Origin of the sequence: Streptomyces sp. JL2001 (assembly GCF_050917515.1) — a bacterium.
Lineage (GTDB): Bacteria > Actinomycetota > Actinomycetes > Streptomycetales > Streptomycetaceae > Streptomyces.
Genome location: NZ_CP169421.1, coordinates 5,453,017 through 5,475,795, shown reverse-complemented (window position 1 = coordinate 5,475,795; position 22,779 = coordinate 5,453,017). Strand labels below are relative to the sequence as shown.

20 protein-coding genes are annotated in these 22,779 nt (G+C 74.5%); 9 read left to right on the top strand and 11 right to left on the bottom strand.

From position 1 onward, the window contains the following. Window positions 1-71 precede the first annotated feature (71 nt). Both ACE1OA_RS24460 and ACE1OA_RS24455 read left to right on the top strand, forming a co-directional pair. Entirely contained in the window at window positions 72-836 is a 765-nt protein-coding gene (locus ACE1OA_RS24460) for a MerR family transcriptional regulator (protein ID WP_432753386.1), read from the top strand. Then, entirely contained in the window at window positions 833-1,834 is a 1,002-nt protein-coding gene (locus ACE1OA_RS24455; protein WP_432753385.1) for a hypothetical protein, read from the top strand. Before ACE1OA_RS24460 ends, ACE1OA_RS24455 begins: the two co-directional genes overlap by 4 nt. Here ACE1OA_RS24455 and ACE1OA_RS24450 read toward each other — a convergent pair. Next, entirely contained in the window at window positions 1,779-3,221 is a 1,443-nt protein-coding gene (locus ACE1OA_RS24450) for an RNB domain-containing ribonuclease (RefSeq protein ID WP_432753384.1), read from the bottom strand. The two genes, ACE1OA_RS24455 and ACE1OA_RS24450, sit on opposite strands and share 56 nt — an antisense overlap. Window positions 3,222-3,390: 169 nt before the next feature. Here ACE1OA_RS24450 and yaaA point away from each other — a divergent pair, with 169 nt between their 5' ends. The 3 genes from yaaA to eda all read left to right on the top strand — a co-directional run bounded on the left by yaaA (window position 3,391) and on the right by eda (window position 6,194). Next, a complete protein-coding gene (gene yaaA / locus ACE1OA_RS24445; RefSeq protein ID WP_384873887.1) occupies window positions 3,391-4,155 on the top strand; it encodes a peroxide stress protein YaaA in 765 nt (254 codons plus the stop codon). Between the two features lie 266 nt (window positions 4,156-4,421). After that, entirely contained in the window at window positions 4,422-5,375 is a 954-nt protein-coding gene (locus tag ACE1OA_RS24440) for an IS481 family transposase (RefSeq protein WP_361309278.1), read from the top strand. A gap of 177 nt (window positions 5,376-5,552) precedes the next feature. Beyond that, window positions 5,553-6,194 carry a bifunctional 4-hydroxy-2-oxoglutarate aldolase/2-dehydro-3-deoxy-phosphogluconate aldolase gene (eda, locus tag ACE1OA_RS24435; protein ID WP_432753383.1) on the top strand — a complete coding sequence of 214 codons (642 nt, stop codon included), beginning with the start codon at window positions 5,553-5,555 and terminating at the stop codon, window positions 6,192-6,194. Window positions 6,195-6,272: 78 nt separating this feature from the next. Here the strand turns inward: eda and ACE1OA_RS24430 are convergent, their stop codons facing one another. The 4 genes from ACE1OA_RS24430 to ACE1OA_RS24415 all read right to left on the bottom strand — a co-directional run bounded on the left by ACE1OA_RS24430 (window position 6,273) and on the right by ACE1OA_RS24415 (window position 10,220). Beyond that, window positions 6,273-7,079, bottom strand: a complete 807-nt coding sequence (locus ACE1OA_RS24430; protein WP_432753382.1) for a GNAT family N-acetyltransferase — start codon at window positions 7,077-7,079, stop codon at window positions 6,273-6,275. Between the two features lie 74 nt (window positions 7,080-7,153). Further along, a complete protein-coding gene (locus tag ACE1OA_RS24425) occupies window positions 7,154-8,644 on the bottom strand; it encodes a bifunctional RNase H/acid phosphatase (protein ID WP_432753381.1) in 1,491 nt (496 codons plus the stop codon). Next, window positions 8,644-9,387 (bottom strand): zinc ribbon domain-containing protein, encoded by a 744-nt coding sequence (locus tag ACE1OA_RS24420; protein WP_356609186.1) that lies wholly within the window; start codon window positions 9,385-9,387, stop codon window positions 8,644-8,646. Before ACE1OA_RS24420 ends, ACE1OA_RS24425 begins: the two co-directional genes overlap by 1 nt. Further along, a complete protein-coding gene (locus ACE1OA_RS24415) occupies window positions 9,384-10,220 on the bottom strand; it encodes a Nif3-like dinuclear metal center hexameric protein (RefSeq protein ID WP_356609123.1) in 837 nt (278 codons plus the stop codon). Before ACE1OA_RS24415 ends, ACE1OA_RS24420 begins: the two co-directional genes overlap by 4 nt. Window positions 10,221-11,100: 880 nt before the next feature. Between ACE1OA_RS24415 and ACE1OA_RS24410 the strand changes: the two genes are divergently transcribed. Then, the gene (locus ACE1OA_RS24410) at window positions 11,101-12,204 is read left to right on the top strand and encodes a hypothetical protein (protein WP_432753380.1); all 1,104 of its coding nucleotides are present in this window, start codon (window positions 11,101-11,103) and stop codon (window positions 12,202-12,204) included. Between the two features lie 276 nt (window positions 12,205-12,480). Here ACE1OA_RS24410 and ACE1OA_RS24405 read toward each other — a convergent pair whose 3' ends face one another. Genes ACE1OA_RS24405 through ACE1OA_RS24395 form a run of 3 tightly spaced genes read right to left on the bottom strand, consistent with a single transcriptional unit; the run spans window position 12,481 to window position 15,395 of the window. After that, entirely contained in the window at window positions 12,481-13,425 is a 945-nt protein-coding gene (locus ACE1OA_RS24405; RefSeq protein ID WP_356609119.1) for a 3-oxoacyl-ACP reductase, read from the bottom strand. A gap of 14 nt (window positions 13,426-13,439) precedes the next feature. Further along, window positions 13,440-14,516, bottom strand: a complete 1,077-nt coding sequence (locus tag ACE1OA_RS24400; protein ID WP_432753379.1) for a Zn-dependent alcohol dehydrogenase — start codon at window positions 14,514-14,516, stop codon at window positions 13,440-13,442. Between the two features lie 24 nt (window positions 14,517-14,540). Next, a complete protein-coding gene (locus ACE1OA_RS24395; protein ID WP_361316623.1) occupies window positions 14,541-15,395 on the bottom strand; it encodes a MaoC/PaaZ C-terminal domain-containing protein in 855 nt (284 codons plus the stop codon). Between the two features lie 292 nt (window positions 15,396-15,687). Between ACE1OA_RS24395 and ACE1OA_RS24390 the strand changes: the two genes are divergently transcribed. Genes ACE1OA_RS24390 through ACE1OA_RS24380 form a run of 3 tightly spaced genes read left to right on the top strand, consistent with a single transcriptional unit; the run spans window position 15,688 to window position 17,698 of the window. Next, window positions 15,688-15,939: a hypothetical protein gene (locus tag ACE1OA_RS24390; RefSeq protein WP_432753378.1), complete on the top strand. Its 252-nt coding sequence runs from the start codon at window positions 15,688-15,690 to the stop codon at window positions 15,937-15,939. Between the two features lie 11 nt (window positions 15,940-15,950). Further along, window positions 15,951-17,096 (top strand): sensor histidine kinase, encoded by a 1,146-nt coding sequence (locus ACE1OA_RS24385; RefSeq protein ID WP_384873864.1) that lies wholly within the window; start codon window positions 15,951-15,953, stop codon window positions 17,094-17,096. Further along, the gene (locus ACE1OA_RS24380) at window positions 17,093-17,698 is read left to right on the top strand and encodes a response regulator (RefSeq protein ID WP_386545398.1); all 606 of its coding nucleotides are present in this window, start codon (window positions 17,093-17,095) and stop codon (window positions 17,696-17,698) included. The genes ACE1OA_RS24385 and ACE1OA_RS24380 overlap by 4 nt, the downstream gene beginning before the upstream one ends. A 67-nt stretch (window positions 17,699-17,765) precedes the next feature. On the opposite strand, the gene ACE1OA_RS24375 is transcribed toward ACE1OA_RS24380, so the two are convergent. The 3 genes from ACE1OA_RS24375 to ACE1OA_RS24365 form a co-directional block, all read right to left on the bottom strand. Next, window positions 17,766-19,208: an MFS transporter gene (locus tag ACE1OA_RS24375; protein WP_386545418.1), complete on the bottom strand. Its 1,443-nt coding sequence runs from the start codon at window positions 19,206-19,208 to the stop codon at window positions 17,766-17,768. Window positions 19,209-19,305: 97 nt separating this feature from the next. After that, window positions 19,306-20,499 carry a lipid-transfer protein gene (locus ACE1OA_RS24370; RefSeq protein ID WP_386545395.1) on the bottom strand — a complete coding sequence of 398 codons (1,194 nt, stop codon included), beginning with the start codon at window positions 20,497-20,499 and terminating at the stop codon, window positions 19,306-19,308. A 12-nt stretch (window positions 20,500-20,511) separates the two neighbouring features. After that, window positions 20,512-22,737, bottom strand: coding sequence for an acyl-CoA dehydrogenase (locus ACE1OA_RS24365; RefSeq protein ID WP_386545392.1), 2,226 nt, complete (start codon window positions 22,735-22,737; stop codon window positions 20,512-20,514). Window positions 22,738-22,779 lie beyond the last annotated feature (42 nt).

Genomic DNA, 22,779 nt, shown 5'->3' with positions numbered 1-22,779 from the left:
GCGCCGTGACGGGCGAGCCCCGGTCGCGGTCCGCTTGACCTTGTCGCAGCGTCAGGGTTTGTACTGGGCTCATGCGAATCGGCGAGATCGCCGCGCTCGTCGGGGTCACCCCGCGGGCCGTGCGGCACTACCACCGGCTCGGGCTGCTGCCCGAGCCCGTACGGCGGGCCAACGGGTACCGGGAGTACGACATCCGGGACGCCGTCCTGCTCGCCCGGATCCGCCGGCTGGCCGAACTGGGACTCGGGCTCGACGAGGTCGGGGACGTGCTCGCCGACGACGCCGGACGCGAGCTGGTGGAGGTGCTGGAGGAGCTCGACGCCGATCTCGGGCGGCAGGAGGCGGTGATCCGGGAACGGCGGGCGCGGCTCGCCGGGCTGCTCGACGAGGCCCGGGCGGGGCGGCTGAACGCCGAGGGGCCGTTCTCGGCGGAGCTCACCGGACTGTTCGCGGGCATCGGCGAGGTCCCCGCGTCCCCCACCGCCGCCATGGACCGGGAGATGCTGGGGCTGCTCGACACCGTGACCCCCGATGACGAGCGGGCCCGGCTGATCGGGGCGATGCGGGAGATGGCGGAGGCGCCGGGCGCGCGGGAACGCCTGCACGACGTGTACGCCCGGCTCGACGCGCTCGCCGGGGCGGACCCCGGGGATCCCCGGGTGGCGGACGCCGGGCAGGCGCTCGCGGCCTGCCTGCCGGACGCGGTCGTGGCGCAGCTCGGCGACGAGGGCCTGCCCGAGGGCCGGGTCACCGACGCCTTCTTCGGCGTCTTCTCCGCCGCGCAGACCGCCGCCGTCCGCCATGCGCTGCGACTGGTCCGGGAGCGTGCGGCGTGAGCCCCGCGCCGTACGGTCGCCGCGGCACCGACCGTGGGAAGAGCGCCGTGCCCCGGCGGCGGGGCCCGGGCATCCGCCTGCTGCGGGGGGCGGGGTACGCCGTCCTGCCGGCGGAACTCGTCCTCGCGGTCTGCCTCGTCGCGGGGGTGCGGATACCCGAGCAGGCCGTCCTGGCCGCGGAGGCCGCCACCCTGCTCCTGCTCGCCGCCGGGGCCTGGGTCTTCGTCCGGCTGCGCCGGCGCGGGGTGGCGCGCCGGGACGCGCTCACCGAGCTCGTGCCCGAGCCGGTGCTCCGGCTGGCCGGTCACGAGCTGCGGCTGCTGGCGAGCCTCGGCCTGTGGGTCGCGCGCCGCCGCGTCGGCGTCCGCGCGGGCGACACGCCCTTCCCGCACGCCCGTGACCAGGCGGCCCTCATGTACGGCTTCGCGTTCGTCTGCCTCGTCGAGACGGTCGGCATGTCGTACCTGCTCGCCGGCCTGCCGGTCGTCCACGCCGTCGTCCTCGTCCTCGACGTCTACACCGTGCTGTTCGTGCTCGGGCTGCACGCCGCGTCCGTGACCCGGCCGCACGTCCTCGGCCCCGACGGCCTGCGGCTGCGCCAGGCCGCACACGTCGACCTCCTCGTCCCGCTGGAGCGGATCGCCGCCGTCCGGCACGAGCTGCGGTTCTCGCACGAGAAGGCCGAGGGCGAACTCGACCTCGCCGTCGGCTCGCAGACCTCCCTCACCGTCGAACTGAGGGAGCCGGTCGACGCGCCCCGGCTCCTCGGCAGGCCCCGTCCCGTGCGGATCGTGCGCTGCCACGCCGACGACGCCCGCGCGCTCGCCCGGGCCCTCGCGGGCGCGCTCGCCGAGGCACGGGACGCCCCGACGGCTCCGGACGAGGACACTCCGGCGCCCGCGGAGGAGGCCGCCGACCGGGTTCCGGCCGGGCGGGCGGGGGCTACGCCGGCGCGAACCGCACCTTCGCCGCTCCCGGGTCCGCCTGCGTCAGCCTGACCCTCAGCCATTCCCCCAGCGGGAGCCGGGAGTCACCGCCCTCGACCCGGGCCACCACCGCAGGATCCTCCAGATGCACGGTCCCGACGGCCGGCTCGCGGTCCTTCACGTCGATGACGTACGCGTCGAAGATCTCGCCGACCCGCTCCCGCAGCAGGGCGGCCTCGACGATGTCGACCGACTCGCGCTCGACGGTGTTGGCGAGCCGCGAGCCGGCCGCCATCTCGTCGGGAAGCGCCGGCAGGGCGGCCCGTACCCACTCCGGCGGCTCCTCCCCCGCCACGGCCGCCACACAGAGCTCGCCCGCGTACCGGTCGACCAGCCGGCGCAACGGGGCGGTGCAGTGGGTGTACTCGTCGGCCACCGCCGCGTGGACCGCGGGCGTGGGCACGTTGCCGTCGGTGAACACGGTGTAGCCGGCCCCCCGCAGCAGGCTGGTGCAGTCCTGCAGGAAGGCGGCGTGGCGGGGGTCGGAGGGGTCGGCGGAGCGGACGACGTCCGCGTACGAGACGTGGTGCGGCCAGTCGACCCCGAGGGCCTGCGCGGAGAGGCGCAGCCGGGCGACGGCGCCGTCGGGGGCGGTGGGGAGCGTGCGCAGGATCCCGGTGCCCGCCGCCGTCATGAGGTCGGCCGCGGCCATGCCGGTCAGGAGGGAGATCTGCGCGTTCCAGCCGTCGGCGGGGAGCGGCGCCCGGTAGGCGAGGGAGTAGGTGCGGTCCTGCTCGACGATCTCCTGCTCGGGGACGTTGAGGGAGATCCCGCCGCGCTCGGATTCGAGCGCCTCGCGGAGCCGGCCGACGTCCCTCAGGAGGGCCAGCGGCTCCTCGGCCGTGCCGTCGTCGATGCGGCGCTGGACGCCCGCGTAGTCGAGCTTGGCGCGGCTGCGCACGAGGGCGCGGCGCAGGTCGGTGGCGACGCGGCGGCCCTCGGCGTCGAGGTCGATCCGCCACAGCAGCGCGGGCCGGGGTTCGCCGGGCAGCAGGCTGGCCGCGCCTTGGGAGAGCACCGGCGGGTGCAGGGGCACCTTGCCGTCGGGGAAGTAGAGGGTGAGGCGCCTGCGGTGGGCCTCGGTGTCGAGGGCGGAGCCGGGCGTGACGAAGGCGGCGACGTCGGCGATGGCGTAGTGGACGCGGTAGCCGCCGTCGGCGCGCCGGGCCAGGTGCATGGCCTGGTCGAGGTCGGTGGAGGTGGGCGGGTCGATCGTGAAGAAGGGGATGTCCGTCGCGTCGTGCCCGGGGAGGCGGGGGGCTTTGGCCGCGGCGTCCGCCTCGGCGAGGACGGCGGGCGGGAAGGCGTCGGGGATCGCGAGCTCGGTACGCAGTGCGCGCAGGGCGGCCCGCAGCGGAGCCTCGGCTGCGCCGGTCACGTGGAGGTGGCGGCGGGGCATGGACCGAGCGTATGGCCGTGCCGGGGCCCCGGCACGTCGGCGTCCGGGCGGGGCCGGGCCCGGACGTACGGGGAGCGGCGGTGGACGCGGGACCGGCGGGCGCCGCCGGCTTTGTAGGCTGAACAGCCGGGGCCGCACCCCCACCCCGTACGTACGAAGGAGAACCGCCGTGCTCGTGCTGTTGCCGCCCTCCGAAGGAAAGGCCGCCTCGGGCCGTGGCGCACCGCTCAAGCCGGAGTCGCTGTCCCTGCCGGGCCTGGCCGGGGCCCGGGCGGCGGTCCTGGACGAGCTGGTCGAGCTGTGCGCCGCCGACGAGGAGAAGGCGCGCGAGGTGCTCGGTCTGAGCGAGGGACTGCGCGGCGAGATCGCCAAGAACACCGAACTGCGCACGGCGGGGGCCCGGCCTGCCGGGGAGATCTACACGGGCGTGCTGTACGACGCGCTGGGCCTGGCCACCCTCGACGCGGCGGCGCGCAGGCGCGCCCGGGAGTCGCTGCTCGTGTTCTCCGGGCTGTGGGGAGCGGTCCGGGTGGACGATCGGATCCCGTCGTACCGCTGCTCGATGGGCGTGAAGCTGCCGGGTCTGGGAGCGCTCGGCGCGCACTGGCGGGGTGCGATGGCCACCGTGATGCCCGAGGCCGCAGGGGACGGGCTCGTCCTCGACCTGCGCTCGTCGGCGTACGCCTCGGCCTGGAAGCCGAAGGGCGAGTCGGCGGAGCGGACCGCGACGGTGCGGGTGCTGCACGCGCCGACCCGGAAGGTGGTCAGCCACTTCAACAAGGCGACGAAGGGCCGGATCGTCCGGAGCCTGCTGGAGGCCGGGGCGCGGCCGAAGCGGCGACAGGAACTGGTCGAGATCCTGCGGGACCTGGGATACGTGGTGGAGGAGGGCCGGGCGGGGGCCCTGGACGTGTTGGTGGACGAGATCCACTAGGTCCTGTCCGGGCGATCTTCGAGGATCGGCCCGCGGCGTCGGATGTGGTGTATCGCAAGGCGGAGGATCGCCCTCGTACTGGGCGTACTCGGGCGACTCCGACAACGCCGCGAGACGCCGCAGCCGTCGTCGCGGGCCCGAGAAGATCGCCCGGACAGGACCTAGGTGTATTGATCACGGACGTTGTTGACACGGTTGGGTCTTGAACATGGCGAAGGCCCCCGTGTGTGGTGGAGGTGTCGAATCTTCACCGCACGGAGGCCTTCGTGTCCCACCGTAATGCCCGACTGACCGTCTTCGGGAGACGACTGCTGGTCGAACGTGTCGAATCGGGCCGTCCGGTCGCTCATGTCGCGGCCGAGATGGGCATCTCCCGGGCCACCGCCCACAAATGGATCCGCCGTTGGCGAGCCGAGGGACAGGCCGGGCTGCACGACCGTTCCAGCCGCCCGCACTCGACACCGCACCGAACCCCGCCGGCGATCGAGGCCCGGGTCTGCGACCTGCGCCGGGACCGCAAACTCGGACCCGCCCGGATCGGCCCGATCCTGGGCCTGCCCGCCTCCACCGTCCACCGCATCCTCACCCGCCACCACCTGCACCGGCTCACATGGCTGGACCGGCCGACCGGCACGGTGATCCGCCGATACGAACGCGACCGGCCCGGCGAACTGATCCACGTGGACGTGAAGAAACTCGGCCGGATCCCCGACGGCGGCGGCCACAAGACCAACGGCCGCGAGGCCGGCCGGCCGATCCGCGGCATGGGCTTCGACTACGTGCACTCCGCCGTCGACGACCACTCCCGCCTCGCCTACAGCGAGATCCACAGCGACGAGAAGGTCGCGACCTGCGCAGGCTTCCTGACCCGCGCGGCCGCCTTCTTCCACAGCCACGGCATCGACCACATCGAGCGAGTCCTGACCGACAACGCCTGGGCCTACCGCAAGGGCCTGGCCTGGAAAAACGCCCTCGCCGAGCTCGGTGCGACCGGAAAGCTGACCCGTGCCTACCGGCCGCAGACCAACGGCAAGGTCGAACGCTTCAACCGCACCCTGCTCGACGAATGGGCCTACCTGAAGCCCTACCACTCAAACAACGAGCGCACCGAAGCCCTGGCAGACTTCCTCCACACCTACAACCACCACCGCTGCCACACCGCACTCGGCGGCAAACCGCCCATCACCCGTGTGAACAACCCTGCGAGTCAATACACCTAGGCCCCTCCCGGACGATCGGCGGGCACCCCCTCGACCCCGTGCGGAGGACGTGATCCGGCCCGGCAGTACGGCGGGACACCCCCCTCTGAAGAGGTCCCGCCGGACCGCCGCATCAATGTCATTGCAGCATGCGCAACGAGCGTTGCGCATCACGCTTCCCCTCGGCACGATGAGCCCATGGAGAGCGTGCTCGACCTTGCCCCCGAAGCCCCCGTCGTCCCGGTCGTCGTGATCGAGGACGCCGCCGACGCCGTCCCGCTGGCCCGTGCCCTGGTGGCCGGCGGGCTGCCGCTGATCGAGGTGACGCTGCGGACGCCGGCCGCACTGGACGCCGTCCGTGCGATCGCCGCCGAGGTCCCCCGGGCGGTCGTCGGCGCCGGCACCGTCGTCTCCCCGGCCGGCGTCGCTGACGCGGTCGGCGCGGGGGCACGGTTCCTCGTCAGCCCCGGCTGGACGGCAGGCCTGCTGGGCGCGATGCGCGAGTCGGGCGTGCCGTTCCTGCCGGGCGTCTCGACGACCTCGGAGGTCGTGGCCCTGCTGGAGCACGGCGTCCGGGACATGAAGTTCTTCCCGGCGGAGGCCGCCGGCGGCGTCCGTTATCTCTCGTCCCTGGCCGGACCGCTCCCGCGGGCCCGCTTCTGCCCGACCGGCGGCATCTCGCTCGCGTCAGCGCCGTCCTATCTCGCCCTGCCCAACGTCGCCTGCGTCGGCGGCACCTGGATGCTGCCGCCCGACGCGCTCGCGTCCCGCGACTGGGCGCGGGTGGAGTCACTGGCCCGCGAGGCCGCGGGGCTGCGGACGACCCGGGGGCCGGCCTGAGGGCTGCGGGCGATCCTGCCGGTCGCACCGGTCGCGGGCGGCCCCCGCTGAGCCGTCCCGGGCGCCGGCGCCCGCCCCTCACGCGCGGGCGTCGATCGCGAGCGCCGCGTGGTCGCCCAGCGGGCGGTAACCCAGCCGCTGGTACAGGGCGTTGCTCGTCGGGTTGGCCAGGTCGGTGAAGAGCAGGACCTGCTCGGCGCCCGCGTCCAGGGCGGCGCGGCTGACCGCACTGGTGACGGCCCCCGCGAAGCCCCGTCCGCGTTCCTCCGGCGGGGTACGGACGAGGGACACCCGCGCTTGGCCGGCGAGGGTCGGCGAGACGCTCGCCATCGACCGGGGGGCGCCGTGCGCCTCCCAGAAGTACAGGCGGCCTTCGGAGACACGGGTGGTGATGTTCGCGGTGGGATCGGTGTCGGCCGTCTCGCCGACGTCGCGGGCGAACTGCCGGGCCCACGCCACGGCGAAGGGGATCTCCGCCATGGTCGCCCGCCGTGCCCGGCCCGGTGGCGCCGGTTCCGGCGGGGTGAGCGCGTCGAGCCGGAAGAGCCGCATCCGGCGGGTGGTGGTCCAGGGGCGGCCGAGGGCGCGGGCGAAGGCCTCGCAGACGGCCGCCTCGCCCCGTACGCCGGTCACCGCACCGGCGCCGGGCAGGGCGCGGGCCAGGGCGCGGGCGACCGGCGCGGTCATGACGCCGAGGACCGGCACGCCGGGCGGGGAGACCACGCAGGTGCCGGTGACGCGGCCGTCCGGTCCGGTCCACCAGCCGAGGAGCTCCGCTCCGTCGACGAGGGTGAGCACGGCGGTGTGCCGGGCCGGATCGGCCGCAAGCGGGGCGGCCGCGGCACGCCGGAACACCTCGGCCTGCTCGGTGAAGTGCCAGGTCATGACCCGATGGTGCTACGAGGCGGCGGGGCGGGCCACGTCTTTTCCGGGTGCCCGGCCCGTCGCCCCGTGGCCGGTCACCTCAGGTGCGCGGTGTCGTTGAGGAGCCGTACGGAGGCGTTGCCGTCCGCGTAGTAGGCCACCGCCGACAGGGAGGCCGCCGACAGCTCCATCCGGAACAGCGACTCCGGCGGGGCGCCGAGCGCCAGCCGGATCAGGGTCTTGATCGGCGTCACGTGCGTGACCAGGAGGACCGTACGGCCGGCGTGGGCCGCCGTCAGCCGGTCGCGGGTCGCCGCGACGCGGCGGGCGACGGTCGCGAAGCTCTCGCCCCCACCCGTCGGCTCGGCCTTCGGCGAGGCGAGCCAGGCGTCGAGGTCCTCGGCGTGGCGGTCGCGGACCTCGGCGAAGGTCAGCCCCTCCCAGGCCCCGAAGTCGGTCTCGCGGAGCCCTTCCTCGATCCGTACGGACAGGCCCAGACGGGCGGCGACGGTCTCGGCGGTCTGGCGGCAGCGCGTGAGCGGCGAGCTGACGATCTCCTGGATCGTGCCCCGGGCGGCGAGCGCGGCGGCGACGGCTTCGGCCTGCCGCAGTCCGGCGGCCGAGAGCTCGGGGTCGGTGCCGCCGCTTCCGGAGAACCGCTTCTCCGGGGTGAGGGCGGTCTCCCCGTGGCGCAGCAGGACGAAGGTGGCCGGGGCGCCCATGTCGGGTCCGGTCCAGCCCTGTGCGGGGGGCGCCTCGGCGGCGGGGGCGTGCGTCCGGCCCCGCCCGTCGTGGCCCGCGTGTCCCTCGGCGGCCGCCTCGGCCTCGAAGTCCCCGCTCGCCTCGGCGAGTCCGGACCCGGACCGTGCCGCCGCGGCGGACTCCCGTTCGGCGGTGCCGGCCGCGGCCAGCGACGCGCGGGCCTGGGCCGCGACGGCCTCGTCCGCGGGGAAGAGCGCGTCGTCGGACTGCCCGGCGTGCCCGGAGCCGCCCGTGCCGGTTCCCGTGCTCCTGCCGGCGCCCGTGCCCGTCAGGGCCGCGCGGGCCCGTGCCGCGCCGGCCGTGGCGTCGCCGGGGGGACCCGACGGGGGCGGTGCGGCGGCCGCGCGGGCCGCGGCCGCGTCACGGGCGGCGAAGGACCCCGAGGAGTCCGCAGGCTGCCACTGCCGGCCCTGCTTGCCCGCGTCCATCGCCTCGTTCGCGAGTCGGTCGGCGTGCTTGTTCCGCTCGCGCGGGATCCACTCGTAGCGGACCTGCCCCGCCGGGTAGACCCGGCCGGCCTCCGCTGCGAGCGGCTTCATGTCGGGGTGCTTGATCTTCCAGCGGCCGGACATCTGCTCGACGACCAGCTTGGAGTCCATCCGGACGTGGACGGCGGCGTCGGGGAACAGCTCGCGCGCCGCCTTCAGCCCGGCGATCAGGCCCTTGTACTCGGCGACGTTGTTGGTGGCGACGCCGATGTACTCGGCGGCCTCCGCGAGGGTCTCCCCGGTCGCCGGGTCCAGGACCACCGCGCCGTAGCCGGCGGGCCCCGGGTTGCCCCGGGAGCCGCCGTCGGCCTCGACGATCAGTTCCCTGGCCGTCATTACAGGCCGGACTCCGACGTGCGGACGAGGATCCGGCGGCAGTTCTCGCAGCGTACGACCGTGTCGGCGGCGGCGGCCCGGACCTCGTTCAGCTCGGTGATGTTCAGCTCGATGTGGCAGCCCTCGCACCTGCGCTGGTACAGCCGGGCGGCGCCGACACCACCCTGCTGCTCACGCAGCTTCTCGTAGAGCTTGAGCAGGTCGGCCGGGACGGAGCCGGCGATCAGCTCGCGCTCCTTGGCGACGGAGGCGGCGTCGCGGTCCAGCTCGGCCTGCGCGGCGTCGCGACGGGAGGTCGCGTCGTCGGTCTTGGCCTGGACGGCGGAGGCGCGCTCGGTCAGCTCGGCGACCCGCTCCTGCGCGGACTCGCGGCGCTCCATCACCTCCAGGACGATGTCCTCGAGGTCGCCTTGGCGCTTGGCCAGCGAGGTGATCTCCCGCTGGAGGTTCTCCAGGTCCTTCGGGGAGGAGACGGCGCCGGAGTCGAGGCGCTGCTGGTCCCGCACGGCGCGCTGGCGGACCTGGTCGACGTCCTGCTCGGCCTTGGTCTGCTCGCGGGCGCAGTCGCTCTCCTCGGTCTGCGCGGCGACGAGCAGGTCGCGCAGCTGGGTGAGGTCCTTGGTCAGCGACTCGATCTCGGCGTGCTCGGGCAGGGACCTGCGCTTGTGGGCGAGCTGCTGGAGACGTACGTCCAGGGACTGGACGTCGAGGAGTCGGATCTGGTCGGCGGGCGCGGCGTTCAGTTGGGGGCTCCAGGGGAGGTGTGGTGGGAGGACCAGGGGTCGGTGACCGTCTTCGAGACGTGGACGCGGAGGTCCCAGCCGTGACGGTCGGAGATCTCGTCGAGCTGGGCGGCGGCCTGCTCGCACCAGGGCCACTCGGTGGCCCAGTGGGCGGCGTCGACCAGGCCCGGGCCGGGCCGGCCGGAGTGGGCCGCGTGCTGGGTGGCCTCGGAGACCGGGTGGTGGCGCAGGTCGGCGGTGAGGAACGCGTCCACGCCGGCGGCCCGTACCGCGTCGAAGAGGCTGTCGCCGGAGCCGCCGCTGACGGCGACCCGGCGGACGGTCATGTCGGGGTCGCCCGCGACGCGGATGCCCTGCGCGGTGGCGGGGAGCCGCTTCGCGGCGCGGGCCGCGAACTGGGCCAGGGTCTCGGGCTGGTCCAGTTCGCAGATCCGGCCGAGGTTGTTCTCGGGGACCAGGGGGCCGGTGATCCGCAGGTCGAGGGCGCCGGCGAGGGCGTCGGAGACCCCGGGGTCGGCGGTGTCGGCGTTGGTGTGGGCGACGTGCAGGGCGATGTCGTGCTTGATCAGCGTGTGCACGACGCGTCCCTTGAAGTGGGAGGCCGCGACCGTCGTCGTCCCGCGCAGGTAGAGCGGGTGGTGGGTGACGATCAGGTCGGCGCCGAGCGCGACCGCCTCGTCGGCGATCTCCTGGACGGGGTCGACGGCGAACAGGACGCGGGTGACGGAGGCGTCGGGCTCGCCGCACACCGTGCCGACGGCGTCCCACTGCTCGGCCCGCTCGGGCGGCCAGAGGGCGTCGAGTTCGGCGATGACTTCAGACAGACGGGGCACGGAGCAAAGGCTACCTGCCCTGCGTACCCCGTCCTCCTGCCCCGTGGGCGGCGAGGGCGCCGCCGTTCCCGCCGCGTCCTGCGGGGGCGGGCCGCCGCGGGGCCCGGGGGTGCCGTGGGAGGGGCGCGGAGGCTCCGGATCCCGCCGGTCGGCACCCCGCCGGTCGGCGAGGCCGCCGCACAGGTCGTCCAGGACTCGGCCGGCCGCCGTCACGCCGGGCCCGCGGCGGTTCCCCTGGCGGGCGCCCGAAGGAATCGGGGTCGCCCGCGTCCTTTCCGGAGATACGTGGGGATGCCATCGTCCCCGTCGCCAGGGGACGTGACCGACGGGCTTCGCGCCGGGCGGGACGACGTCGTCGAGCTCGCCGACGTCGAGGACGACGACCCGCCCCGGGGCGGACTCGATCTTCGTCGCGCCGAGGGCGGGGGTGGCGGTGCGGGGGAACCGGCAGGGCGGGGCGTCCGTGCCCACGGCCGCGGTCCTGGCGGCGACGTCGCCGACGCCCCCGCCGCCGGCGACGCGGACTTCCCGCCCCCGCCATCCCTCTCACCTGCGCACGTGTCCGGGCCCCGTCGCTCCCTCCGCGGGCCGCGGGACCGAGCGCGGCGGCGGTGCCACGTCGGCGGAGGGAGGGGGAGGGACTCGCGCACGAGGACGGGTGCGGCGGTTCGCGACCGGGACGGGAGAGGCGCCCGCACCCGGAGTCGCAGACTCCATTCAGGGTCGCCTTACCTCGCGCACCCCTTGTCTCTTCAGCACAACCCCCACTCCCCCCTCAGCAAAATCGGTTCAGCGCCATCCCAATGTGTGAATTGCCGGAGCTCGTGTTGTTCGGCTGGAAGTGCGAAAACTAGCTTCGGTGGCCGGAGGTGACGAGTCGATGACAGCCTGTGCCATCGAGACCGCGGCGGAGGACAACGGCGCGGTACGGCCGACAGAGATCATCATCACGGCGAACGGGGCGTACGCGGCGCGGCTCGCGGGCGCCGGGGACGCCCTGTACGCGGAGCGCTGGACACTCGACGGCCCGGAGCCGTACGCCGTCCCGCTGCCGCTGGACCAGCCCGAGGACCCCACGACCCGGCTGCTGCCGCTGGCGGACGGACGGGTGCTCGCCGCACGCCGGGTGGACGGGAAGCGCCACACGTTCTCGCTGCTGTACCCGACCGGGCCGGGGACGGGCGAACTGACCCTGGGCGCGGTGGAGGCCGAGGAGCTGACCCTGCTGCCGCCCTCGCCGGACGGCATCTGCGCCTACGCCCTGTGCGCCGGCCCGGACACGACGACGCTGTGGCTGGTGGCGGGCGGGGCGTTCGGACCGGAGCAGGTCGCCGAGATCAAGGGCCGCTGCTCGGGCGGGGTGTGGCTGGACCGCACGGGGCGGATGCTGGCCCTGGACCGCCGCCTGGACGACGGGCCGGTGAAGGCGGTGGCGGTCGACCTCGAACGGGGCGGCGAGGTGACACCGCTCCTCCAGATCACCGAGGAGAGCGACGACCGGCTGCTGATGGCCGACCCGGACAGCGGACTGCTGCTGCTCCGGTCCGACGCGCCGTCCCCGGGGCACGACCGGCTCGGCTGGGGCGTGCTCGGCAGCCTGCTGCCGGTCCGGTTCCCGGACTGCCTGCGCCTCGACGACGCCGCGGTCACCCCGTTCGCGGTGCAGCCGGGCCAGGTGCTGCTGCCGGAGAGCTGCGGGGTCGCGCTGCGGATCGACGCGGCGACCGGCAGCTGGGTCGGGATGTGGCGGCCGTCGGGGCGCCGGATGCACCAGACGTCGGCGCCCGCGGGATGGCTCGCCGGGGCGGGACTGTGGACGCCCGAGGGCGTCCTCCGACTGCCGTACACGACGGCGGAAGCACCCTGCGGCCTCACCGACCTGGAGGTGCCGTGCGAACCGGAACCGGCCGCGCTCGAACCCCGGGTCTGCCGGCCGGTGCCCCTGCAGCAGGCACCCCTCACGGACGCCAAAGCCGCTGGTTAGACTCTCGGGTCGCACAGCAACAGAGATCACTACGGGGTGAGTTCCAGCATGTCGCAAGCAAGCACGGACGGGTCGGAGCCGAACGGGTCCGGCAAGCACCGCGGACCCTCGGCGCCCGCGGAGGACACCACGTCCTCCCCGCACGGCCGCCACCGCCGCGAACCGGAAGCGCACTGAGCGAACGGGCCCCGGGGGACTCCCCCGGGGCCCGTTCTCCTCTCCGCCGCGACCGGCGCCCAGGACACCGCGAGCCCGGCCCGATCCGCACGAGAGCCCTCAGCCCTTCCTGAGGCCCAGCACCTCCGCCGCCGCGAAGGTCTCCCCCGCCGGCCGCCCCGCGTAGTGCGCGGACAGCAGCCCGTCCAGCTCCTCGTAGGTGAAGACGTCCTTCGCCGTGTCGAACTTCGCCGCCACCCTCGGCCGGTCGACAATCGCCACCATCCCGCCGTGGACGACCAGCAGCTGACCGTTCACCACCGCCGCCGCGGGCGACGCCAGATACCCCACCAGCGGCGCCACGTGCTCCGGCGACAGCGGATCCAGCTCCCCCTCGGCGGTCGGTTCCGCGAAGCCCGCGAAGACGTCCTCCGTCATCCGCGTCCGGGCCCGCGGGCAGATCGCGTTCGCCGTCACCCCGTACTTCGCCAGCGCCAGGGCCGTCGAGGTCGTCAGCCCCACGATCCCGCCCTTGGCCGCCGCGTAGTTCGGCTGGCCCGCCGAGCCGGCCAGGAACGCCTCCGACGACGTGTTGACGATCCGGCCGTAGACGCCGGACTCCCCGGCCTTCGCCCGCCCGCGCCAGTGCGCCGCCGCGAAGTGCGTGGTGTTGAAGTGCCCCTTCAGATGCACCCGGACGACCGAGTCCCACTCGTCCTCGCTCATCGAGAAGACCATCCGGTCCCGCAGGATCCCCGCGTTGTTGACCAGGACGTCCAGCTTCCCGAAGGTCTCCACCGCCAGGTCGACCAGCTCCCGGGCGGTCCCGAAGTCGGCCACGTCGCCCAGGTGCGCGACCGCCCGGCCGCCGGCCGCGCGGATCTCCTCGGCGACCCCTTCGGCCGGCGCCGCCGAGGCCGCGCCGGAGCCGTCGCGCCCCGGCCGGCCGTAGTCGTTCACGACGACCGCCGCCCCCAGCCGCGCCAGCTCCAGCGCCTCGGCCCGGCCGAGGCCCCGGCCCGCGCCGGTGACGATCGCGCTCAACCCCTCCAGAGGGAGTGCCATCTCGCGGTGTCCTCTCAGATCTCGATGCAGGTGCGCAGCGCCACGCCCGTGCGCATCTGCTCCAGCGCCTCGTTGATCCCCGACAGCGGGACCCGGTGGGTGATCAGCGACTCCAGGTCGATCCGGCCCGCGCGCCACAGCGCGATGGCCCGCTCGTACGAACGCAGCACGTCGCCGCCGCCGTACATGGACGGCAGGATCCGCTTCTCGTCGAAGAACAGCTCGAACATGCTGAGCTGGAGGTGGTCGTCGAGCGCTCCCGCGCCGACCACGCACAGGGTGCCGCCCCGCCGGGTCGTCTCGTAGGCGGTCCGGGCGGTGGCGGACTTCCCGACGACCTCGAAGACGTAGTCGAAGCCCTCGCCCGCCGTGATCCGCTGCTTGGCGTCGCCGAGCGCGTCGGGCGCCACCGCCTCCGTCGCCCCGAACCGCAGGGCGGCCTCGCGCCGGGACGCGACCGGGTCGACGGCGATGATCTGGGCGGCCCCCTGGAGCTTGGCGCCCTGGATGGCGGAGATGCCGACGCCTCCGCAGCCGATGACGGCGACCGACGAACCGGCTTCCACCTTGGCCGTGTTGATCGCCGCGCCGAGGCCGGTCGTCACGCCGCAGCCGATCAGCGCCGCGATGTCGAAGGGCACGTCGTCGGGGATCGGGACGGCGCAGCCCGCGTCGACGACGACCTCCTCGGCGAAGGTGCCGGTGCCGGCGAATCCGAAGAGGTCCCCGCCGGGCCGCTTGAAGTTGGGCGTGCCCGCGTTCATGAAGCCGGCCAGGCACAGCTGCGTCTGGCCGCGCTTGCAGGCCGGACAGATCCCGCAGGCGGGCAGCCAGCACAGCAGCACCCGCTGGCCCTCGGTCAGCCCGGTGACGCCGTCGCCGAGGTCGACGATCTCACCCGCGCCCTCGTGACCGGGGACGAAAGGCGCGGGCTGCGGCAGCACACCGCTCATGGCGGAGACGTCGGAGTGGCACAGCCCGGTCGCCCGGACGCGGATCCTCACCTTGCCGGGGCCGAAGCCCACGGCCTCGACGTCGTCGAGCACTTCGAGTTTGTCCTGGCCGATCTCGTGCAGTACGGCTGCGCGCATGGTGCGGCTCCCTCCGGGATGGATCTACGAGTGTTCGACGAGGGTGTCGGCGAGGACCGGGGCGTCGTCGCGCTCCACGGCCGTCACCGTCACCTGGACGCGGCCGTCCCCGGCCCACATCCGGATGCGCAGGGTCTCGCCCGGGAAGACGACCCCGGCGAAGCGCGTGCGGTACGAGCGGACCCGGGCGACGTCGCCGCCGAGCACGGTGTCCACCACCGCCTTGAGGGTCATGCCGTACGAGCAGAGGCCGTGCAGGATCGGCCGGTCGAAGCCGGCCAGCTTGGCGAACTCGGGGTCGGCGTGCAGCGGGTTCCAGTCACCGGAGAGCCGGTAGAGCAGCGCCTGGTCCTCGCGGACGGGCCGCTCGACGGTCCTGTCCGGCTCGCGATCGGGCGTTTCGAGACGCTCGGAGGGTCCGCGGTCGCCACCCCAGCCGCCCTCGCCCCGGACGAAGATCTGGGCGTCGCTGGTCCACAGCGGGCCGTCGTCGTCGGCGGTCTCGGAGCGCAGGACGAGGACGGCGGCCTTGCCCTTGTCGTGGACGGCGGCGACGCGGGAGGTGGTGACGGCCCGGCCCGCGACGGGGATCGGGCGGTGCAGGGTGATGCTCTGGCCGCCGTGCAGGACCGCGGCCAGGTTCACGTCGATGCCCGGGGCGGAGAGGCCGCCGACGGCGCCCATGCCGGCGCCGGCGACCGTGGCGAAGCTGGGCAGCACGTGGAGCCGGGACTCGAGGGTGTAGCGGAGCTCGTCGGGGTCCGTGGCGGGCGTGCCGGCGCCGAGACCGAGGTGGTAGAGCTGGACGTCCTTGTGGTCCCAGCCGATCTCGGCACTGCGGGGCTCGGCGGCGACGGCCTTGGCGGCATCAATGGGCATCGGGATGCTGCTCCTTGGAGATCCGTGGGGATCCGTGAAGAGGGAAGGACCTCGGTGCGACCGTCCGCACCGTCGGCCGCACCGAGGCCGTGCGGGACCGCCCCGTACGCGCCGTTCTAGAACGCGTTCTAGGTCGGTGATCCTCATGTATAGCCGAGCCGTCAGGAGTTGTGAACCCTCCTGACGGCATGTCAGATGTCGTGTCGGGGAGGGGACCCGGGACATTTGTCACCGCCGGGTCCGTACATTCACGCCTGCCGCCGCACCCGCCCCGCTCCGTAGCGTCGTGGACATGAGGAACGAGCCCGCGGTCGCCATCGAGGGCGTCCACCAGACCTTCGGCCCGGTCCGCGCCCTCGACGGCGTCGACCTCGGGATCCGGCGCGGCGAGACCGTCGCCCTGCCGGGCCGCGCCGCCCGCGCGGCCGGCGGCGACCTCGGCAGCACGCCCGGCGCCGCCACCGTCACCGTGATCGCCCGCCGGGCGCTGGTGCTCGGGGCGTACGCCGTGGTCTCGTACGGTCGTGCCGGCAGGACGGCGTGAGGGGAGCGGTCATGAGAGGTACGGGGAAACGACGCGAACGCACCGCCGAGGAGATGGGGCCGCCGAACGGCTTCACCATGCTGCCCTGGCTGCTGATGGGCATGGGCGCGGTCTCCAACCTCCTCCACGGCGAGACACCCGACCCCTGGATCGGCGGGATCGGCGTCCTGCTCTTCAACTCCCTCTACATCTCCGTCGTCTTCCGCGCCTTCCACCGGCGCAGCCGGGAGGCGCCGGCCACCTGGTGGCTGCTCGGCACCATGACGGCGGTCACCCTCTTCCTGGCCCTCGCGTACGGCGGCCCCTGGCTGCTCTACTTCCCGCTGCTCGGCCTCGCCGCCGGCTCGGTCCTGCGCGGCCGGAGACTGGCCCAGGTGGTCCTCCCCCTGTGCGTCGTGGCCGGCGCCGTCGCCGGCTACCGGGACGGCTGGGGCGCGATCAACGTCGTGTACGGCACCTTCATCTCGGCCATGGTCACGTCCGCGGTCCTCACCCTCTCCGAGACCGTGAAGGAACTCCGCCGTACCAAGGAGGAGTTGGCGCGCACCGCGGTGGAGAAGGAACGGCTGCGGTTCTCCCGCGACCTGCACGACCTGCTCGGCCACACCCTGTCCGTCGTCGTGGTGAAGTCGGAGGCCGCCCGGCGGCTCGCCCCGCGCGACATCGACGCGGCGCTGGCCCAGGTGTCCGACATCGAGTCCGTGGGCCGCCAGGCCCTCACCGAGATCCGCGAGGCCGTCACCGGCTACCGGGAGGGCAGCCTCGCCACCGAACTCGACCGGGCCCGCGACGCCCTGTCCTCGGCCGGGATCGAGCCGGTCGTCCGGCAGTCGGGGCCGCCGCTGGCACCCCACACGGAGGCCCTGCTCAGCTGGGTCGTCCGGGAGTCGGCCACGAACGCCGTTCGGCACAGCCACGCGACCCGCTGCGAGATCGACGTCGGCGGCACCCCCGAGCGGGTCCGGCTGACGGTCACGGACGACGGCCGCGGTGCCGACGGGAGCGCGGCGGGCAGCGGACTCACGGGCCTGCGCGAGCGCGTCGCCTCCGCAGGCGGCACCCTGGAGTCGGGACCCGCGCCGCGCGGCGGGTTCCGGGTCACCGCGGAACTGCCCGTGGCGGCCCTGGCGTCGACGGAGCTGGAGCCGACCGAATGATCAGAGTTCTCCTCGCCGAGGACCAGGGCATGATGCGGGGCGCCCTGGCGCTGCTGCTCGGCTTGGAACCCGACATCGAGGTCGTGGCCCAGGTCGGCCGCGGCGACGAGATCGTGGACGCGGCCCTGGCCGGCCGCCCCGAGGTGGCCCTGCTGGACATCGAACTCCCGGGCCGCTCGGGTCTGGACGCCGCGGCCGACCTGCGCGACCAGGCCCCCGACTGCCGGGTCCTGATCCTCACCACCTTCGGCCGGCCCGGCTACCTGCGCCGGGCGATGGAGGCCGGCGCGGCGGGCTTCCTGGTCAAGGACGGCCCGGTGGAGGAACTCGCGGAGGCGATCCGCCGGGTCCTGCGCGGCGAGACGGTCATCGACCCGGCCCTCGCCGCGGCCGCCCTCGGCGCGGGCCCGAACCCGCTGACCGCACGCGAACGGGACGCGCTCGGCGCGTCCGTCGACGGCGCGACCATCGCCGACATCGCGGCCTCGCTCCACCTCTCGGAGTCGACGGTCCGCAACTACCTCTCCTCGGCGATCGGCAAGACGGGCACCCGCAACCGCATGGAGGCGGTGCGGGCGGCACGGCAGCAGGGCTGGCTGTAGCACCCGGTGGCCCACGGCCGCGCCGACCGGCGGAGACTCCTCGCAGGCGGCCGGGAGGTCCCGCCGCTCAGACCGCGGGCTCGGGAGACCCCGCGGGCCGCCGCTTCGGCAACCACAGCAGCATCAGCAGCGCGCCCGCCAGCAGCACCCCCGCCGCCGTGCGGAAGGCCAGCGCGTAGCCCTCCGTCAGGGCCTGCGGGTCGGCGGCACCGCCCGTGCGGGACGCGGCGACGGTGGAGAGCACCGCCAGACCCAGCGCGCCGCCCATCGTGCGGGAGGTGTTGACCAGCCCCGAGACCAGCCCCGCCTCGCCGGGCGGCGCGCTCGACGTGGCGAGGGTGGCGAGCGGCGTGGTCAGCAGCCCCATACCCGCCATCATCAGGATGCCGGGACCCAGGATGATCCCCAGGAACGTGCCGTCGGCGGTCATCGTGGACTGCCAGGCGAAGCCCGCCGCGGCCACGACGGCACCGATGACCGCGAGCGCCCGGGCGCCGGTGGCCGGCATCAGACGGGGCGCCAGCTTCGAGCCGAGGATGACGCTGACCGAGCTCGGCACCAGGGCGAGCCCGGCCTCCAGCGGCGTGTACCCGAGAACGTTCTGCGCGTACACCGTCATGAAGAACCACATCGAGAACGACGTCGAACCGCACAGCAGGATCGCCACGTTGGCCGCCGAGACCGCCCGCGAACGGAACAGCCGCAGGGGCATCAGCGGCGCCGCCGTACGCGCCTCCACCGTGACGAAGACGGCCAGCAGCGCCAGGCCGCCGAGCAGCGGCACCAGCGTCGAACGGGAGCCCCAGCCCACCTCCTCCGTCTGCACGATGCCGTAGGCGACGGCCGCCAGACCGCCGGTGACCAGCACCGCACCCGGCAGGTCGAGCCGCCGGCCCGCCGCGGTCCGGCTCTCGCGCAGCCACAGCGCGGCGCCGGCGAGGACGAGCACCCCGACCGGGACGTTGATCAGCAGGACCCAGCGCCAGGACAGCAGGTCCACCAGGACACCGCCGACGAAGCCGCCCGCCGCGCCACCGGCCGCGCCGACCGCCGTCCAGGTCCCGATGGCACGCGTCCGGGCCGAGCCCGCGGGGACGGCGGCCGTCACGATGGTGAGCGTCGCGGGCGCCAGGACCGCCGCCCCCAGCCCCTGCACGGCACGGCCCGCGACCAGCTGCCAGCCCTCCTGCGCCAGACCGCCCGCCACGGACGCCGCGGTGAAGAGCCCGAGACCCAGCAGGAACATCCGCTTCCGGCCGAACAGGTCGGCCGCCCGCCCGCCCAGCAGCATGAAGCCGGCGAAGGCGATCGAGTACGCGCTGAGCACCCACTGCAGCCCGGTGGCCGACAGGCCGAGATCGGCCCGCATCGACGGCAGCGCGACGTTCACCACGGACACGTCGAGGACGACGAGGAACTGCCCCGCACAGGCGGCGAGCACCACCAGCCAGGCGCGCGGGGCGGGGCGTGCGTGGGCGGACTGCTCCGCCGCTGACTCGGTGTGGACCATGCGGGTCATGGTCGCAGAGCCTCCGTGGCCCGTACATCAGAAAATCGATGTACGGGCCCGGGACCACGGACGTAGGTCCGCCCGCCCCGCCCCCTCTCTAGGAACGGCGCAGCAGGGTCACCACGGCCGCGCCGCCGAGGCCGATGTTGTGCGCGAGGCCCACCCGCGCCCCGGCCACCTGCCGGGCACCCGCCTCACCCCGCAGCTGCCAGACCAGTTCGGCGGTCTGCGCCAGCCCGGTGGCGCCCAGCGGATGCCCCTTGGAGATCAGCCCGCCCGACGGGTTCACCACCCACCGCCCGCCGTACGTCGTCGCGCCGGACTCCACGAGCTTCCCCGACGCCCCCTCCTCGCACATCCCGAGGGCCTCGTACGTCAGCAGCTCGTTGACGGAGAAGCAGTCGTGGAGCTCGACGACGTCGACGTCCTCGATGCCGAGGCCCGACCGCTCGTACACCTGCCGGGCCGCGGCCCGGGACATCGGCAGGCCGACCGCGTCGATGCACGACCCGGAGGCGAAGGACTCCTCGGTGTCCGTCGTCATCGACTGGGCCACGATCTCCACCGCCTTGTCGTGCAGGCCGTGCTCCACGACGAACCGCTCCGACACGACGACCGCGGCCGCCGAACCGTCCGACGTCGGCGAGCACTGCAGCCTGGTCAGCGGCCGGTGGACGGTCTTGGCGGCGAGGATCTCCTCGACCGAGTACACGTCCCGGAACTGGGCGTAGGGGTTGTTCGCCGAATGCCGGTGGTTCTTGGCGCCGACGGCCGCCAGCTGGACCTCCGTCGTCCCGTACCGCTCCATGTGCTCACGGGCCGCGTTGCCGAAGATCTGCGCGGTCGGCGGGGACATCTCGAAGCCGTGGCCGGCGGCCATGATCCCGTAGTGACGGGCGACCGGCGAGGCACTGAAGTCACCGGCGCCCGATCCGCCGCCGAGCGCACCGCGGGTCATCTTCTCGAAGCCGAGCGCGAGGACGCAGTCGGCCACCCCGCCCTCGACGAACTGGCGGGCCATCATCAGCGCCGTCGACGCCGTCGCGCAGTTGTTGTTGACGTTGTAGACGGGCACGCCGGTCAGCCCGAGCTCGTACGCGGCGCGCTGCCCGGCCGTGGACGCCTGGAAGCAGTAGCCGACCGGCACCTGCTCCACCCGCGCGTAGTCCACGCCCGCGTCGGCGAGCGCCGCCGTCCCCGCCTCCCTCGCCATGTCCCAGTACTGCCAGTCGCGCGTCTCCGGCTTCTCGAACTTCGTCATTCCGACGCCGACGATGTACGCCTTCCCCATCTTCCGATCCCCTCAGTCCCGCGGCAGGCCGAGCAGCCGCTCGGCGACGACATTGAGCTGAACCTGTGTGGTGCCGCCCGCGATCGTCAGACAGCGGGACATCAGCAGCCCGTGCACGGCCCGCTCCCCCGCCCCCTCGCGCACGGCGCCCTCCGGCCCGAGCAGTTCGAGCGTGAGCTCGGCGACCTTCTGCTGGTGGAGGGTCTGGACGAGCTTGCGGACGCTGGCTCCGGCGCCCGGTTCCAGGCCCGACACCTGGAGCATCGTGGTGCGCAGCCCGATGCAGGCGAGCGCGTGCGCCTCGGCCGCGAGCGCGCCGATCCGCACGCGTACGGAGTCGCCGGCGCCGTCCGCCCGCTCGATCAGCGCTTCGAGGCCGGAGTCGAAGGCGACCTGGTCGGCCATGTGGACGCGTTCGTTGCCGAGGGTGTTGCGGGCGACGCGCCAGCCGTCGTCCACGGCGCCCACGACGGCGTCGGCGGGCAGCAGCGCGTCGTCGAAGTAGACCTCGTTGAAGAGGGAGTCCCCGGTGATCTCCTTCAGCGGCCGGATGTCGATCCCCGGCGTGTTCCTCATGTCGACGAGGAAGTACGTGAGCCCCCGGTGCTTGGGCGCGTCGGGGTCGGTGCGGGCGAGCAGGATGCCGTGGTCGGCCCACTGCGCCGCGCTCGTCCACACCTTCTGCCCGTTGATCCGCCAGCGGCCGTCCTCGGTCCGTTCGGCCCGGGTGCGCAGAGCGGCCAGGTCGGAGCCGGCGTCCGGCTCGGAGAACAGCTGGCACCACAGCCGGTCGCCGCTCAGGGTGGGGCCGAGGTGGCGGGCCTGCTGTTCGGGGGTCCCGTAGGCGAGCAGGGAGGGGACGACCCAGGTGGCGATGCCGAGCCCGGCGAGGGTGATTCCCGCCGCGTCCAGTTCCCGCTGCACGGCGAGTTGCCGCAGCGGTCCGGCGTCGAGTCCGTACGGCGCCGGCAGGTGCGGGGCGGCGTAGCCGGTGGGGGCGAGGGCGCGGCGCGCGGCGCGCGGGTCAAGACCGACGGCGACGGCGAGCGCCTCACGGGCGGCGGCGCGGAAGTCGTCGGCCTCCGGGGGGAGTTCGAGGCGCAGCTCGCGCCGGACGCCGTCGGCGGCGAGACGAACGGCCCGGGAGCGGTGGCCGTCACCGCCGCCCAGGAGCTGCCGGGCGACGAGGGCCCGGCGCAGCTGGAGGTGGGCGTCGTGCTCCCAGGTGAAGCCGATCCCGCCGAGGATCTGGATGCAGTCCTTGGCGCACGTGTAGGCGGCGTCGAGAGCGGTGGCCGCGGCGAGGGCGGCCGTCAGGGACCGCGGCCCCGCAGGGCCGGCACCGGCCGCCCGGGCCGCGTCCCAGGTCAGCGTGCGGGCCTGCTCGACCCGGACCAGCATGTCGGCGCAGAGGTGCTTGACCCCCTGGAACCGCCCGATGGGCTGCCCGAACTGCTCGCGCACCTTGGCGTACGCGGCGGCGGTGTCCAGCGCCCGGGCGCCCGTCCCGCAGGCGTCGGCGGCGAACAGCACGGCGGCGAGGTCGCGCACGAGGGCGGAGTCGACGGCGAGGAGCCGGTCCCCCGGGACGTGGACCCCGTCGGCGGCCACCTCCGCGGTCGGCCGGGTGGGGTCGGCGCTCTCGTGGGTCCGTACCGCGAGGTCCCGGGCGTCGGCGGCCAGCCAGACGGTGCCGTCGGCGGTGCGGGCGGCGAGGACGAGCAGGTCGGCCTGCCCGCCCCCGAGGACGGGCGGCGCGACCCCGTCCAGCCGGTACCCGTCGGCGGTGCCGACGGCCGTCAGGGTGCCGGGCCCGAGCGCCACGGCCCCGGTCCGCGTCCCATCGGCGAGACCGGCGAGAAGGCCGGCGGCTTCGCGGACGGCGCAGGGCGCGGCCGCCCCGGTCGACCGGGGGCCCGGGGCGGCGTCGTGGGCGCGCCGGAGCACTTCCGCGGCGAGGACGGTGGGGAGGTAGGGCCCAGGCAGCAACGCCTGCCCGGCCTCCTCCAGGACGACGGCCAGGTCGACGAGATCGCCGCCCCCGCCGCCGTGCTCCTCGGGCAGGTGGATGCCGAGGAGCCCCTGCCCGGCGGCGGCGTCCCAGTAGACGGGCCGGCCGGTGGCGATGTCGGGGACGTCGAGGTGCTTGCGCACCTCCTCGGGAGGCACGGTGCGCGCCAGCCATCCGCGCACGGACCCGGCCAACTCCCGCTGTTCCTGCGTGATGGCGATGCCCATGCGCGGCAGACTAGAACACGTTCCAATCTGACGGAAGGTCAG

Excerpts from the sequence above, each read along its gene's own strand:
- ACE1OA_RS24430 (WP_432753382.1), bottom strand. The coding sequence starts at position 7,079 with ATGACCTGGCACTTCACCGAGCAGGCCGAGGTGTTCCGGCGTGCCGCG.
- ACE1OA_RS24380 (WP_386545398.1), top strand. The coding sequence starts at position 17,093 with ATGATCAGAGTTCTCCTCGCCGAGGACCAGGGCATGATGCGGGGCGCC.
- ACE1OA_RS24370 (WP_386545395.1), bottom strand. The coding sequence starts at position 20,499 with ATGGGGAAGGCGTACATCGTCGGCGTCGGAATGACGAAGTTCGAGAAG.
- ACE1OA_RS24400 (WP_432753379.1), bottom strand. The coding sequence starts at position 14,516 with ATGCGCGCAGCCGTACTGCACGAGATCGGCCAGGACAAACTCGAAGTG.
- ACE1OA_RS24405 (WP_356609119.1), bottom strand. The coding sequence starts at position 13,425 with ATGGCACTCCCTCTGGAGGGGTTGAGCGCGATCGTCACCGGCGCGGGC.
- ACE1OA_RS24385 (WP_384873864.1), top strand. The coding sequence starts at position 15,951 with ATGAGAGGTACGGGGAAACGACGCGAACGCACCGCCGAGGAGATGGGG.
- ACE1OA_RS24450 (WP_432753384.1), bottom strand. The coding sequence starts at position 3,221 with ATGCCCCGCCGCCACCTCCACGTGACCGGCGCAGCCGAGGCTCCGCTG.
- ACE1OA_RS24425 (WP_432753381.1), bottom strand. The coding sequence starts at position 8,644 with ATGACGGCCAGGGAACTGATCGTCGAGGCCGACGGCGGCTCCCGGGGC.
- ACE1OA_RS24395 (WP_361316623.1), bottom strand. The coding sequence starts at position 15,395 with ATGCCCATTGATGCCGCCAAGGCCGTCGCCGCCGAGCCCCGCAGTGCC.
- ACE1OA_RS24390 (WP_432753378.1), top strand. The coding sequence starts at position 15,688 with ATGAGGAACGAGCCCGCGGTCGCCATCGAGGGCGTCCACCAGACCTTC.
- eda (WP_432753383.1), top strand. The coding sequence starts at position 5,553 with ATGGAGAGCGTGCTCGACCTTGCCCCCGAAGCCCCCGTCGTCCCGGTC.
- ACE1OA_RS24460 (WP_432753386.1), top strand. The coding sequence starts at position 72 with ATGCGAATCGGCGAGATCGCCGCGCTCGTCGGGGTCACCCCGCGGGCC.
- ACE1OA_RS24365 (WP_386545392.1), bottom strand. The coding sequence starts at position 22,737 with ATGGGCATCGCCATCACGCAGGAACAGCGGGAGTTGGCCGGGTCCGTG.
- ACE1OA_RS24375 (WP_386545418.1), bottom strand. The coding sequence starts at position 19,208 with ATGGTCCACACCGAGTCAGCGGCGGAGCAGTCCGCCCACGCACGCCCC.
- ACE1OA_RS24410 (WP_432753380.1), top strand. The coding sequence starts at position 11,101 with ATGACAGCCTGTGCCATCGAGACCGCGGCGGAGGACAACGGCGCGGTA.